Genomic DNA, 14,268 nt, shown 5'->3' on the forward strand with positions numbered 1-14,268 from the left:
AATGACAGTTCCAGTAGTTGTAAGTTTAATAGGGATAATTGTGGGGTTATCACTATTGATTTACCTTGTAATGAGAGGAGTAAACATATTTGTTATTGCAATCTTGTGTTCTTCAATAGTAGCAATAACAGGAGGAATGAATCTTTATACAGCTTTAAAATTTGATTACATGGGGGGATTTGTAGACTTTTTTAAAAATAATTTCTTCATATTTCTTGCAGGAACAGCAATGGGAAAAATGATGGAAATTACAAATGGTGCCAAGGCAATAGCTAAAATGATTATAAAGTTTTTGGGAAAAGATAAAGCTTTAATATCAATTCCATTAGCTTGTGGAATTCTTTTGTATGGTGGAGTTAGTATGTTTGTTGCAAGCTTTGCTGTATTTCCAATAGCTTTAGAAGTGTTTAGAGAAGCTGATATTCCAAGAAGATTTATACCAGCAGCACTTTGCTTCGGATGCAGTACATTTGCAATGATTGTTCCTGGAACACCTCAGATACAAAATATAATACCTAGCCAATACTTAGGAACAGATTTAATGGCAGGACTTGTAAATGGGGTAATAGCTTGTGCAGTTATGCTGGTTCTTGGAAGTTTTCTTTTATTCAGAATGGTGGACAAAGAAAAGAAGCAAGGGAAACATTTCATAGCTAAACCAATGGATGCATTTGATGATAAAGAGGAAGATCTTCCAAATGGATGGGTGGCTCTTATTCCGCTTTTAGTCTGTATTGTTTCAATAAACATAAAAATAAATGGAAAAACAATTATACCAATAGAAGTGGGAGTGTTTTTAGGAACATTTCTTACATATATTCTATTAAATAAATATCAGGACAATTCAAAGGTTCTTGATAATCTTGGAGAAACTTGTAGAACAACAATACTTGCAATTACTAATACTTGTGCAGTTGTAGCTTTTGGCTCAGTTGTAAAATCAACAACAGCTTTTCCAGAAATAGTAAATGCAATGGTAAATTTTCCTGGACCAAAAATTCTTGGAGCAGCTGTTGGAACGACAGTGATTGCAGGGGTATGCGGATCGGCATCAGGTGGACTTGGAATAGCAACACCATTATTAGGACCAGCATTTATGGCAAAAGGAATTTCAGCAGCAGCTCTTCACAGGACAATGTCAATAGCATCAGCAGCACTAGATTCATTGCCACATAATGGTTATATAGTAACTGTAACTAATAGTTTATGTAATGAAACACATAAAGATGCATATATGCCTGTATTTTGGCTTACAGTATTTACACCATTGGTTGGAACAGCAGTAGCAGTTGTTTTATTTACATTTTTCCCAAATCTTCCATAAAGTAAGTAAATTTTTAATGATATAAAATATTAAAGAAAACGATAACTAAGGAAAATATTCAGGGAGGAATTAAAAATGGAAAATGTATTATTTAATGAAAAAGATGGAATTATGTTTATAACAATCAACAGACCAAAAGCTCTTAATGCTTTGAATTCACAAACTGTTAATGAATTGGGTGAAGTAATAAGTTCTGTTGAAGGAAGAAAAGATATAAAAGTTGTTGTTATTACAGGTTCTGGAGAAAAATCATTCGTTGCAGGAGCAGATATTGCAGAAATGCATAACCTAAATGCCATGGAGGGAAGAGAACTTGCTTTAAATGCTCAAAAAGTTTTCTCAAAAATTGAACAGATGCCTCAGGTAGTTATTGCAGCAGTGAATGGTTATGCACTAGGAGGAGGATGTGAACTTTCTATGGCATGTGATTTAAGAATAGCTTCTGATAAGGCAAAATTTGGGCAACCAGAAGTTAACTTAGGAATACTTCCCGGTTTTGCAGGAACTCAAAGACTTCCAAGGTTAGTTGGAAAAGGAATAGCTAAAGAGCTTATATTTACAACTGATATGATAGATGCACAGAGAGCATATGAAATAGGGCTTGTAAATAAAATTGTAAAACCTGAAGAACTTATGACAGCAACAGAAGAAATGGCAAGAAAAATAATGTCAAAAGGTATGTTTGGGGTAAGTCTGGCAAAAGCAGCTATCAATAATGGAATGAATATGGATATGGAGTCTGCTTATAAGTATGAAGCTGATATGTTTGGTCTTTGCTTTGCAACTGAAGATCAAAAAGAAGGTATGGAAGCTTTCTTAAATAAAAGAAAAGCTGAATTTAAAAATTTCTAATATAAATAGGGAGATGAAATATATGGGAAAAGTGAAAGTGTTACAGCCATCAGAAGCAGCTGCTTTAGTTAAGGATGGAGTAAATATAGTTACAAGTGGGTTTGTTGGAAGCTGCTGCCCAGAAACTTTAAGTGAAGCGTTGGAAAAAAGATTTTTGGAAACTGGCCATCCAAATAATCTTAATCTATATTATGTTTCTGCTCAAGGAAATAAAGGAGGAAGAGGAGCAGGGCATTTTGCACACAAAGGAATGATAAAAAGAGTTGTTGGCGGTCATTGGAATATGACTCCAGGTCTTGGAGAACTTTCAATGAAGAATGAAATAGAAGCATACAATTTTCCTCAGGGAACTTTATCACAGTTATTTAGAGATATAGCTGGAAAAAGGATAGGGACAATAACTCATGTTGGGTTGAATACATTTGTTGACCCAAGAATTGAAGGGGGAAAATTAAATGAAATAACTACAGAAGATTTAGTTGAGGTTATTAATATAAAGGGACAGGAAAAACTTTTATATAAGGCATTTCCAGTAGATGTATGCTTTCTGAGAGGAACTTATGCAGATGAAAATGGAAATATCAGTATGGATAAAGAGATAGCAACTCTGGAAATGACAGCTATTGCTCAAGCTTGTAAAAATTCTGGAGGAATAGTCATAGTTCAAGTAGAGAAAATAGTTGAAGCTGGTTCTCTTAATCCTAAACTTGTTAAAATACCTAAAATTTATGTAGATGCTGTTGTTGTTTCTAAACCAGAAGAGCATGAACAATGTTTTGGCTGTGAATATGATTCTAGTATGGCTGGTCTTACAAGAGTTCCACTTTCTAGCTTGCCTCCAGTAGAATTGGATGCCAAAAAAATAATTGCTCGTAGAGCAGCAATGGAATTACAAGAAAATTCAGTTGTAAATCTAGGAATAGGGATTCCTGAATTTATTTCCTGTGTTGCAAATGAAGAGGGAATAGGAGATAAGATGACTCTTACAGTTGAAGCAGGAGCAATAGGTGGAGTTCCTCAGGGAGGAATGCGTTTTGGAGGTTCAGTAAACCCTGAGTGTATTCTTGATGAACCTTATCAATTTGATTTTTATGATGGTGGTGGAATAGATCAAGCATTTCTAGGACTTGCTCAGACAGATGAAAATGGAAATATAAATGTAAGTAAATTTTCTGGAAGAGTTGTAGGATGTGGTGGTTTTATAAATATTAGTCAAAATGCTAAAAAAGTATATTTTTGTGGAATCTTCACTACAAAAGGGTTAAAGCAGGAAGTACAAAATGGTAAATTAGTTATTGTTCAAGAGGGAACTTCAAAGAAATTTGTAAAAGAAGTGGAACAGATAACATTCAGCGGAATATATGCAAGAAAAATAAAACAACCTGTGATGTATATAACAGAAAGAGCTGTATTTGAATTGAAGGAAGATGGAGTATATATTACAGAAATTGCTCCAGGAATCAGCTATGAAAAAGATATTCTTCCTCATATGGATTTTGAACCAAAAATACTTCAAGAGGGAATAAAATTAATGGATGAGAGAATATTTAAAGATGAAATAATGGAACTTAAATAAAAGCATAATAACTTATTATAAATCAGGAGGGATAAAATATGTATGATTTAAGATTATCAGAAGAACAGCAAAGAATATGTCAAATGGTTAGAGAATTTTCAGAAAAAGAAGTAGCACCAGGAGCAAAAGAAAGAGATTTAAATGAAGATTTTTTAGGAACAAGAGATATTTTAAAGAAAATGGGAAAATTAGGTCTTATGGGACTTCCATATGCAAAAGAATATGGAGGAGCAGGACTTGGATATGTAGAATATGCACTGGCAGGTTTTGAATTAAATAAAGTAGACGCTTCAGTAGGAATTTCTTACTCTGTACATATTTCATTAGGAAGTGGACCAATATATAATTTTGGAAATGAGGAGCAAAAGAAAAAATATTTACCTAAATTATGTTCAGGAGAATATATAGCAGCATTTGGACTGACTGAACCTTGTGCAGGAAGCGACGCTGGAGCAAGTCAGTGTACAGCAGTATTACAGGGAGACAAATATATATTGAATGGAACTAAATGCTTTACAACAAATGGAGAATTTGCAGATGTTATCATAGTATTTGCAATGACTGATCCATCACAAGGAACAAAAGGAATTTCGGCATTTATAGTTGAGCCTAAAAATTTCCCAGGAATAAAATTTGTAAAGAGAGAAAAGAAAATGGGAATCAGAGCATCAGTTCAAAATGTCATAGAAATGGAAAATTTAGAAGTACCTAAAGAAAACTTATTAGGAAAAGAAGGAAGTGGATTTAAAATTGCTATGGCAACTTTAGATAGTGGAAGAATAGGTGTAGCAGCTCATGCTACTGGAATAGCAAAAGGAGCATATGAATATGCACTGAATTATTCAAAAGAGAGAGTACAGTTTGGAAAACCAATAGCAAAACAACAGGTAATTGCTTTTAAACTGGCAGATATGTATGCTAAGATAGAAGCAGCAGAAGCAGTAACATTGAAAGCAGCATGGGTAAAGGATCAGCATGAATCATACAGCATTCCAGCAGCAGTAGCTAAATTAACAGCAACAAATACTGCAATGGAAGTAACAACAGAAGCAGTTCAAGTACTGGGAGGAACAGGATTTACAATGGATCATCCAGTAGAAAGAATGATGAGAGATTCAAAAATTACTCAAATTTATGAGGGAACAAATGAGATACAGAAACTTGTTATCTCAGGAGGAATTTTAAGATAATTATAGAGAATAAAATATATTAAGGGATGCCACTAGCGTCCCTTATTTTAAAATAAAAACAGGAGATCAGTTATGAAAATATTAGTTTTGATTCGTGAAACTTTTCCTACAGATGAACTTTTAACAGAGAAAAATTTAAAAGAGAAAAGAATATTAAATCCTTATGATGAATATGCATTGTTTCAAGCTAAAAAAATAAAAGAAAAATCTGAGGGAGAGATAGTATGCCTATTTTTATCTCATAGAAAAACCCAGTATGGCTTAAGAACTGCCTTAGGACTTGGAGGAGACAGAGGTATTTTTGTATATTATCCTCAAAAGAATATTGAAGAAATAGCAGAAGCTTTGGCAAGAGAGATAAAAGAAGAAAAATACGACGCTATTTTGATGGGAAACAGAGATGTTAATGATGATAGAGAAGAGCTTCCAAGCAGACTAGGAGTTTTATTAGGACTCCCTATTTACTCTCATTTGCTTTCAATTGATTATCAAGATTTTCATTTTTTAGCTAAAAGGGAGAGAGAAGAAACAATAGATACAATCAAAATTTTAAAGAATGGTATTTTTGCATTCAGCCAAAATGTATATGAACCAGAATATCCTTCAATCAGCAGTATTATGTCAATCAAAGATAAGGCAGTAAGAGATATTTATTATGAAAATATTATTTCCAGAGAAGATGAAAAAATTGTATATCAGGATATTTATAGGAGATTGGAAATTTACAAGAATATAACAGCAGAAAAAGGAACAGAAGAGTTATTAAATTATATGAAAAAATGGAAGTTGATTGACTAAGGAGGGTGTATGAATATATTACTCTATCTTCATGGAAATATAGATTTATCAGAAAAGATTCAAGAATTGATTAATATTGCCTGTTTATGGAAGAGGATAACAAATGGAAGATTATACATAACTATTTCAAAAGAAAAGAAATTATCAATAAAAAATAAACTTGAAGAATGGGAAATTGATAAAATATTTATTTTAGAAGACAGTAAAGAAGATACTTTAAAAAAAACAAGTTCATTCTTTGAGAAAATTTCAAAGATGATAAATATTGACTGTATAGTAATGGGAAATTCAATTTTTGAAAGAGAGTTGGCACCATATATAGCAAGCATATATCAATGGCAATTTGTTCCTAATATTATAGATTTTAAAATTGAAGGAAAGGATATTTTATGGAAAAGATTCCTATATGGAACAAGGGCAATACAAAAATTTACAACAGACAGTAGTTCTATTGTGGTTACAGTATCTTCTAATATATATAAAAAAGATGAGAGAAGAGCTATGGCAAAGCATGTAGAATATGTAAATGTAAGTACAGAAGAAGAAACTGAAATTTTATTTACAGTAGAATCAGTAGAGCAAAAAATACTCCAGAAGCATCCTTTGGAAAATGCTAAGATGGTTATTGGAGTAGGAAAAGGAATTAAAAACAAAGAGAATTTTTTGATGATTGAGGAACTGGCAGATCTTCTGGGAGCAACTATAGGAGTAACCAGATCTGTAGTAGATAATGGCTGGCGACCTGAATATGAAAAAATAGGGCAGACAGGAAAAATTATCAAACCTGAATTGTATCTTGGATTTGGAATATCAGGGGCAATGCAGCATATGGCAGGGGTAAGGCAAGCAAGGCATATTATTATGGTAAATAATAATCCTAATGCAGAATCATTTCGTTCATCAGATTTTGGAATTGTAGCAGATTTATTTGATGTCATTCCTAGAATTATAAAGTTTATAAAAAATAAAAAATCTTTATAAAAAAGTTAAGACCTCTTCTGAAAAAATATGAGGTCTTAATTTATTTTAACTTTTCTTTATATTGAATTTTTTAATTTTTTTATAGAGAACACTTCTGTGGATTCCCATTTTCTCTGCTGTTTCGCTACAGTTCCAATGGTATTTTTTTAAAAATTCTTCTATAAGAAGTTTTTCATAGGAATCTATTTTTTCCTGAAAATCTAGATTTTTATTTTCAATATCAGAGTATCGTTTATTGTACATTTTTGCTGGAAGATCTTCAAGTTCAATTAAAAAATTATCATTTATTGCATAAGCACTTTTTATAACATTGTCTAGTTCTCTGATATTTCCAGGCCATAGATAATTTTTAAGGCAGTTTTTTACTTCCTTTGAAAAACCTTTTACAGTTTTGTATTCAAGATTCAGTTTAGTTAGAAAATAACCTGCAAGTTCCAAGATATCTTCTTTTCTTTCACTTAGAGAAGGCATCTCTATATTTATAACATTTAATCTGTAATATAAATCCTCTCTAAATAATTCTTTTTCAATCATTTCGGGAAGATTTTTTCTTGTAGCTGCAATAATTCTTACATCAATAGGGATAGAATTGACACTTCCAACAGGGTCAATTTCTTTTTCTTGGAGAACTCTTAAAAGTTTTCCTTGCATAGGAAGAGGCATATCTCCAATTTCATCTAAAAATATTGTACCTCCATTGGCAATAAAAAACTTCCCTTTTTTTCCACCTTTTTTTGCTCCTGTGAAAGATCCTTCTTCATATCCAAATAATTCAGATTCTAAAAGAGCTTCTGGGATAGCAGCACAATTTATACTTATCATAGGTTTATCAGCTCTATCACCACTTGTATGAATAGCTCTAGCAAATACTTCTTTTCCTGTTCCAGTTTTACCAGTAATAAGAACAGGAAAGTTTGTTTTAGAAGCTTTTAAACCAATTTTTTTTACAGTAAGAAAAGACTGTGATTTTCCTACTATTTTATCAAAACAATAGTTTTCTTTGGCAGCATTAATGTATTCTTCTTTATAGTATTCAAGTTCAGCATATTCTTTCATTAATTTTTTAGCAACATCAAGAGTTTGAAGTCTGAATTTTATCTGAGCTACTCCAGCTATAACTTCTCCCTCTTCATTTTCAACAAATGAACGGCTTACAATAGCAGACCCTTCTTTTTCAACTCCCAAGATATAAGTTTGGATAACACATTCCTCACAATAGCGTTTTTCCATTACTTCAAGCATTTTACTGTTTGGAATAATATTGAGAATTGATTTCTCAAGAGCTTTTTCCTTAGTTGTACCTAAAAAATTACAATATTTTTCATTGATATGAATAACTTCACCAGCTCTATTTACAACAATAAAGCCATCATCTGTCATAGAAGATACTCTCTCAAAAATATGAAGATGTAGATATTTATTTTTATTTTCCATAGATATCTCCTAACTCTAAAATACTTTTTTATTACATATTACCATAAAAATTATGTATTATAAATAGAAAAATTATAAAGGATATATGTTTAAATAGAATAAGATTAAATTTAAATAAAGAATTCAAAAGAAATTACATAAATTTTTTGATAAATTATAAATTGTATAATTTTAATTTTCTATAAAGAGTAGCAAGGCTTATATCCAATGTTTTAGCTACTTTAACCTTATCTTTAGATGAACGCCCATATTTTAAGAGAAGACTTTCAATAGCTTCTTTTTCCATTTCAGCTAAAGTTTTTGTTCCTTTTATATCAAGAGAATTTGTAAGTTTTGGTGGTAAATGTTTTACAGTTATCATCAAATCTCTTTCTTCTAAAACATTTATTATATATTCAGTTATATTTTTTAGTTCTCTTATATTTCCAGGCCAGCTGTAAGAAAGAAAAATAGACATAACTTCATTTGAAAGTCTCCTTATAGGAATATTGAAAAGATGAGAATACTTAGCAATGAAGAAATTTGTTAAATCTTCTATATCTTTAGGTCTTTCCCTTAAAGCAGGGATGTCTATTGGGAAGACATTTAATCTGTAGTAGAGATCTTCTCTGAATTTACCTTCAGCAACAAGAGATTCTAAATTTTTATTGGTAGCAGCAATAATTCTTATATCTATTTCTTTTATCTTATCAGAACCAACAGGTGAAATAGTTTTCTCTTGAAGCACTCTTAAAAGTTTTACCTGAAGGGACAAAGGCATATCTCCAATTTCATCTAAAAATATAGTTCCCTTATCTGCTTGTTGAAAAAATCCCACTTTTCCTTTTGGGTTTGCTCCTGTAAAAGCTCCCTTTACATATCCGAAGAACTCACTTTCCATAAGAGTATCTGGAATAGCTCCGCAATTGACTGCAATGAGAGGCATATCAGCCCTGTTGCTGTTCATATGAATAGCTTTTGCAGCCACTTCCTTTCCAGTTCCACTTTCTCCTGTAATGAGAACTGTTGATGTTGTTTTGGCAACTTTTCTTATTTTTGAATATACAGCTTCCATTTCCTGAGAATTGAAAATAAATTCTTTTGAAAAATTGTAATTTAATTGTTGAAGATATGTTTTAAATTTTTCAGCTTCTTGAAATATATACAAAGTTCTGAATCTTCCCATATTTTTGGGAAAATAGATTATATCTCCCACAACATCATGTGAAATATTTGCATAAGAAAGAGAAAATTCTTTCTTATCAAGAAAATTTTTTATAGGTGAAACTATAAGCTTATGTTCGTAGTCCGTAAGTTTAAAAAGAGCTATCCCTTTTTCATTAATAAGTTCAATTTTATCATGTTCATTGGTTATAATAATAGAATCAGGAATTCTGTCAACTATATTCATGAGAACTTTATTATTGTTTTCTATCATTATTTTTTCATTGGCTTCATATACTCTGGAACTTATAAATAAAGCTATCTGTTGTAAAAATTTTATGTATGAATCTTTTTTTGAGATGAATTCTTCTTTTTGTTTTTCATTAAAGCATATCAAGCCTATAACCCCAATAGGTTCAGAATTAAACATAATAGGAGTAGATATTTCTAATACTTCTGTACAGGTATATTTTGAAGGGCAGGTCTGGCATATTTCCTCTTCTCTAGGAGAGAGAATGATTTCTGTATTTCCAGTTTTTAAAACATGCTCATAAACATGAGATTCTCCAGTCATATCAAGACCTACTTTTTCTTTCAGTCTTCCAGTACCTGCTATTCTCATAAGGTCTTTACTCATGATTTCCACATCTATATTTATTACCTGAGAAATAGTTTCAGCATACTTTGATATACCATCTTTTATTTTATTTAATAAATCCATATTTCCACTTCCTTTTATTTCATATATGTATTATACAATTTTTTCTCAAAATGAGAAAGAAAAAAATGATGAAAAGAATAAATCAGAAAATATAGGACTTCAGTGAAAATTCTCAAAATGATAGAAATTTCTCAAAATGAGAAATAAAAAATTAATTTATTTCTAAAAAATGAATAAAAATAATTCTAAAAGTTCCTAAATAAAACAAAATTTTTATAAAAAAAATTGGTATACTTTTTGCTTATATATACTGTGAAAATAAAAACAATAGGAGGATAAAAAATTGGAACTACTAAAATGGGTACACAATAAAAAAAGCAGAAATGCTGAATATAAAAAATCTGAACTTTCAGGTTTCAGCTCTGAGGAAATGAAAGAGGTTTATGAATTTCATAAAAGTCTCCCTGATTATCAGGCTACTCCTTTAGTTGATTTAAAAACTCTTGCTTCATACTATGGTGTTAAAAAAGTATGGCTGAAGGATGAATCTAAAAGATTTGGTCTTAATGCTTTCAAAGTCCTTGGAGGTTCATATGCTATTGGTAAATATCTTAGTAAAAAACTTAATAGAGATATGAAAGATCTTCCTTTTAATGTACTTATCTCTGATGAAGTAAAAAAACAGCTTGGAGATGTTACTTTTGTTACTGCTACTGATGGTAACCATGGTAGAGGTGTTGCATGGATGGCTGCAAGACTTAGACAGAAATCTGTTGTATATATGCCTAAAGGTTCAGCTCAAATGAGATTTGATGCTATTGCTAAAGAAGGAGCAGATGTAACTATAACTGATCTTAACTATGATGATGCTGTAAGACTTGCTAACAAAGGTGCGCAGGATCATGGTTGGATAATGGTACAGGATACTGCATGGGATGGATATGAAGAGATACCTCTATGGATAATGCAGGGATATTCAACAATAATAAATGAAGTTATAGAACAACTTGAAGCTGCAAAAGAGGAAAGACCAACTCATGTATTTCTTCAAGCAGGAGTAGGATCATTCGCAGGGGCAGTGCAGGGATATCTGGCACATCTTTATGGAGATGACAGACCAGTTACTGTTATCTGTGAACCTCATGGTGCTAACTGTATATATAAATCTATGGAAGCCAATGATGGAAACCCTCATAATGTATCTGGAGACCTTACTACTATAATGGCAGGACTTGCATGCGGAGAACCAAATACTATCAGCTGGAAAATATTAAGAGATAATGCAGACTTCTCTGTATCATGTGATGACCAGATTGCAGCTAGAGGAATGAGAGTATTATCAAGCCCTATTGGAAATGATGCAAGAGTTATTTCAGGAGAATCAGGAGCTGTAGGGTTGGGACTGTTCACTATACTTTCAGAAAAGAAAGCAGAATATAAAGAACTTATGAAGCAACTTAAAATAGATGAAAATTCAAGAATTCTCTGCATCAGTACTGAAGGAGATACAGATGTAGAGGGATTCAAAAATGTAGTGTGGGATGGAGCTTATCCAAACAAATAAATCTTAACTATACCAATAAAAAATTCAGGAGGAATTTAAATGTTGACTAATGAAAGAAAAGAACAGATAGTAGAAGTGCTTCAAAACCTTATTCAAAGAAGAAGTTATTCAGGAGAAGAAAAAGAAGTAGCAGAATATATTAAAAAATTATGTTTTGAAGTAGGATATGATACTGTACATATAGATAAATATGGGAATGTTATTGGTTCTGTAAAAGGAAAATATGAAGGGCCAAAAGTACTTATGGATGGTCATATAGATACTGTTCCAGTAGATGAGGAAAAATGGACTAAGAAACCTTTTGCTGGTAGTATAGAAGATGGAAAACTTTATGGAAGAGGAACTACTGATATGAAGGGAGCTGTGTGCGCAATGCTTCTAGCTGGAGCATACTTAGCTCAAGATCTTAAGAAAGAGTTTGCTGGAGAAATATTCATTGCTGGTGTAGTTCATGAGGAATGTTTTGAAGGAGTTGCAGCAAGAGAAATCAGCAAATATGTAAAACCTGATTATGTAATAATAGGAGAAGCTTCTCAGCTTAATCTTAAAATAGGACAAAGAGGAAGAGGGGAAATAGTAGTAGAAACTTTTGGTAAACCAGCTCACTCAGCTAACCCAGAAAAGGGAATAAATGCAGTATATAAAATGATGAAGATAATTGAAAATATTCAAAAACTTCCAATGACTCATCATGATACATTGGGATATGGAATACTTGAATTAACAGATGTGAAATCATCTCCATATCCAGGAGCATCAGTAGTACCTGACTACTGTAGAGCTACTTATGACAGAAGACTTTTAGTAGGAGAAACTACTGAAAGTGTACTTGCACCTATTCAAAAACTACTGGATGAAATGATGAAAGAAGATGATACTCTGACAGTGAAAGTATCATATGCAAAAGGAGTGGAAAAATGCTGGACAGGAACAACAATAGAGGGAGAAAGATTCTTCCCAGGATGGCTGTTTGAAGAAAAAGATGAATATGTACAAAAAGCATTGAAAGCTTTAAAAGAAATAGGACAGACACCAACAATAACTCACTATAACTTCTGTACAAATGGATCACACTATGCAGGAGAAGCAGGAATAAAAACAATAGGATATGGACCATCAAGAGAAAATCTGGCACATACAATAGATGAATATATAGAACTGGATAGTTTATACAATGTAACTGAAGGATATTATGCAATTTTAAAAGCTTATTTGGAAAAGTAATAAATTAAATTAATTTAGGGGGAAATAAATATGAGTAAGGCACAAATCACAGCTTTGGTAATTATTTTACTTTACATGGCAGCAACTGTTGCTATTGGACTTATTGCTTCAAGAAAAAAAGCAGAAGAGAAAGAAAAACAAAGTAATGATGACTTTTTAATGGCAAGTAAATCTTTAGGACCAGTAGTTCTTGCAGGTACTTTGTTTGCAGCAAATACAGGTGGAGCAAGTACAACTGGTATTGCAACTAATGTTTTTCAATATGGGTTATCAGCAGCATGGTATGTTATTGCAGGAGGCATAGGGTTTGTTCTTGTATCATTTATAGCTCCCTATTTTAGAAGAGCACAGGCAAATACAGTACCTGAGATAATCAGTAAAAGATATGGTAAAGCATCACATATTTTTACTGCAATCACATCTATCTTAGCATTGTTTATGGCAACAGGAGCTCAAATTATAGCAACAGCCTCTATCATCAATGTTGTTACTGGATTTGATTTTAGAACAGCAGCAGTTGTTAGTACAATAGTAGTTATTATATATACTATGGTTGGGGGATTTAAATCTGTAACAGCAGCAAATCTTATGCATGTTTTATTCATTACAGTAGGAATGACTATTGCAATGCTTGTAATGGTAAATAGCAAAGAAGTTGGTGGTTTTAGTGAATTGTTCCAAAAAGCAGAAGCTATGAAAAGTGTAAGTGGTACTGACATGAACATGCTTAGTATGACAAAAATTGGAGCTACAACTATTATAGGATATATAGCTATGTATTTTATGACTTTCCCTACAGGGCAGGAAATAGTTCAAACTTACTGTTCAGCAAAAGATGGTAAATCAGCAAAATTAGGTTCTATACTTGCTGGCCTTGTATCGGCAGCATATGCAATAGTTCCTGCTATAATTGGACTTTTAGCTTATGTATGTATTGATGGTTATGCATTAGGTGGAGCGCAAAAGAATGCCTTAGCACAAGCAACTATTACATTTGCTCCTTCTGTTATTGCTGGTATAGTTCTTGCAGCAATTGTTGCTGCAACTATGAGCAGTGCTGCAGGAAATATGATTGGAACTGCTACAATGTTTACAAATGATATTTTTGTTCCTTACATTAATAAAGGAGTTAAAGAAGATAAAAAAGAAATTTGGATTTCAAAAATTGCTATGTTAATAGTTGGAGGAGTGGGACTTTTTATAGCTCTTGAAGCAAGTAATGTAATCAGTGTTATGATGGGAGCTTTTGCACTTAGAAGTGCAGGTCCTTTCGCAGCATTTATCTGTGGTATTTTCTATAAGAATGTAACAAGAAATGCAGGGTTTATTTCAATAGTTGCAGGTACTGCTGTAGCAGCTGTATGGATATATATTTTAAAAACTCCTTGGGGATTAAATGCAATGGTACCTGGTGGAATTGTAGCATTTATAGTAATCTTTGCCGTTTCTGCAATTGAAAGAAGTATGGGTGTAAAACCAGCTCCAGAAATTGAATTTGAAAATATTTAATGATATAAGTAC

Annotated in this window: 11 protein-coding genes; 9 read left to right on the top strand and 2 right to left on the bottom strand. The window is 32.1% G+C overall.

Translation table 11 applies throughout. From position 1 onward, the window contains the following. The first annotated feature begins 1 nt into the window (after position 1). The 6 genes from E6771_RS07335 (at position 2) to E6771_RS07360 (ending at position 6,721) form a co-directional block, all read left to right on the top strand. Positions 2-1,324: an SLC13 family permease gene (locus tag E6771_RS07335; protein ID WP_316090577.1), complete on the top strand. Its 1,323-nt coding sequence runs from the start codon at positions 2-4 to the stop codon at positions 1,322-1,324. 75 nt (positions 1,325-1,399) lie between these two features. Then, positions 1,400-2,176: an enoyl-CoA hydratase-related protein gene (locus E6771_RS07340; protein ID WP_316090579.1), complete on the top strand. Its 777-nt coding sequence runs from the start codon at positions 1,400-1,402 to the stop codon at positions 2,174-2,176. A gap of 22 nt (positions 2,177-2,198) precedes the next feature. Beyond that, positions 2,199-3,752 (top strand): acyl CoA:acetate/3-ketoacid CoA transferase, encoded by a 1,554-nt coding sequence (locus tag E6771_RS07345; RefSeq protein ID WP_316090580.1) that lies wholly within the window; start codon positions 2,199-2,201, stop codon positions 3,750-3,752. 38 nt (positions 3,753-3,790) lie between these two features. Further along, positions 3,791-4,942, top strand: a complete 1,152-nt coding sequence (locus E6771_RS07350; RefSeq protein WP_316090582.1) for an acyl-CoA dehydrogenase family protein — start codon at positions 3,791-3,793, stop codon at positions 4,940-4,942. A 72-nt stretch (positions 4,943-5,014) separates the two neighbouring features. After that, positions 5,015-5,740, top strand: coding sequence for an electron transfer flavoprotein (locus E6771_RS07355; RefSeq protein ID WP_316090583.1), 726 nt, complete (start codon positions 5,015-5,017; stop codon positions 5,738-5,740). Between the two features lie 9 nt (positions 5,741-5,749). Further along, positions 5,750-6,721, top strand: a complete 972-nt coding sequence (locus E6771_RS07360; protein WP_316090585.1) for an electron transfer flavoprotein subunit alpha/FixB family protein — start codon at positions 5,750-5,752, stop codon at positions 6,719-6,721. Positions 6,722-6,766: 45 nt separating this feature from the next. On the opposite strand, the gene E6771_RS07365 is transcribed toward E6771_RS07360, so the two are convergent. Beyond that, entirely contained in the window at positions 6,767-8,155 is a 1,389-nt protein-coding gene (locus tag E6771_RS07365; protein ID WP_316090586.1) for a sigma-54 interaction domain-containing protein, read from the bottom strand. Between the two features lie 154 nt (positions 8,156-8,309). Further along, entirely contained in the window at positions 8,310-10,019 is a 1,710-nt protein-coding gene (locus tag E6771_RS07370) for a sigma-54 interaction domain-containing protein (RefSeq protein ID WP_316090588.1), read from the bottom strand. Positions 10,020-10,302: 283 nt separating this feature from the next. On the opposite strand from E6771_RS07370, the gene dpaL reads away from it, so the two are divergent. From dpaL to E6771_RS07385, 3 genes are read left to right on the top strand one after another with little or no spacing between them, the layout of a single operon-like run. Further along, positions 10,303-11,523 (top strand): diaminopropionate ammonia-lyase, encoded by a 1,221-nt coding sequence (gene dpaL / locus E6771_RS07375; RefSeq protein WP_316090589.1) that lies wholly within the window; start codon positions 10,303-10,305, stop codon positions 11,521-11,523. A 39-nt stretch (positions 11,524-11,562) separates the two neighbouring features. Then, entirely contained in the window at positions 11,563-12,747 is a 1,185-nt protein-coding gene (locus E6771_RS07380; RefSeq protein WP_316090591.1) for a YgeY family selenium metabolism-linked hydrolase, read from the top strand. A gap of 30 nt (positions 12,748-12,777) precedes the next feature. Beyond that, entirely contained in the window at positions 12,778-14,256 is a 1,479-nt protein-coding gene (locus E6771_RS07385; protein WP_316090592.1) for a sodium:solute symporter family protein, read from the top strand. The last annotated feature ends 12 nt before the right edge of the window (positions 14,257-14,268 follow it).

Origin of the sequence: Fusobacterium sp. (assembly GCF_032477075.1) — a bacterium.
Taxonomy (GTDB): Bacteria; Fusobacteriota; Fusobacteriia; order Fusobacteriales; family Fusobacteriaceae; genus Fusobacterium_A.

What these genes read in the sequence shown, in the direction of transcription:
- E6771_RS07335 (WP_316090577.1), top strand. Translation starts at nt 2, where the DNA reads ATGACAGTTCCAGTAGTTGTAAGTTTAATAGGGATAATTGTGGGGTTA.
- E6771_RS07340 (WP_316090579.1), top strand. Translation starts at nt 1,400, where the DNA reads ATGGAAAATGTATTATTTAATGAAAAAGATGGAATTATGTTTATAACA.
- E6771_RS07345 (WP_316090580.1), top strand. Translation starts at nt 2,199, where the DNA reads ATGGGAAAAGTGAAAGTGTTACAGCCATCAGAAGCAGCTGCTTTAGTT.
- E6771_RS07350 (WP_316090582.1), top strand. Translation starts at nt 3,791, where the DNA reads ATGTATGATTTAAGATTATCAGAAGAACAGCAAAGAATATGTCAAATG.
- E6771_RS07355 (WP_316090583.1), top strand. Translation starts at nt 5,015, where the DNA reads ATGAAAATATTAGTTTTGATTCGTGAAACTTTTCCTACAGATGAACTT.
- E6771_RS07360 (WP_316090585.1), top strand. Translation starts at nt 5,750, where the DNA reads ATGAATATATTACTCTATCTTCATGGAAATATAGATTTATCAGAAAAG.
- E6771_RS07365 (WP_316090586.1), bottom strand. Translation starts at nt 8,155, where the DNA reads ATGGAAAATAAAAATAAATATCTACATCTTCATATTTTTGAGAGAGTA.
- E6771_RS07370 (WP_316090588.1), bottom strand. Translation starts at nt 10,019, where the DNA reads ATGGATTTATTAAATAAAATAAAAGATGGTATATCAAAGTATGCTGAA.
- E6771_RS07380 (WP_316090591.1), top strand. Translation starts at nt 11,563, where the DNA reads ATGTTGACTAATGAAAGAAAAGAACAGATAGTAGAAGTGCTTCAAAAC.
- E6771_RS07385 (WP_316090592.1), top strand. Translation starts at nt 12,778, where the DNA reads ATGAGTAAGGCACAAATCACAGCTTTGGTAATTATTTTACTTTACATG.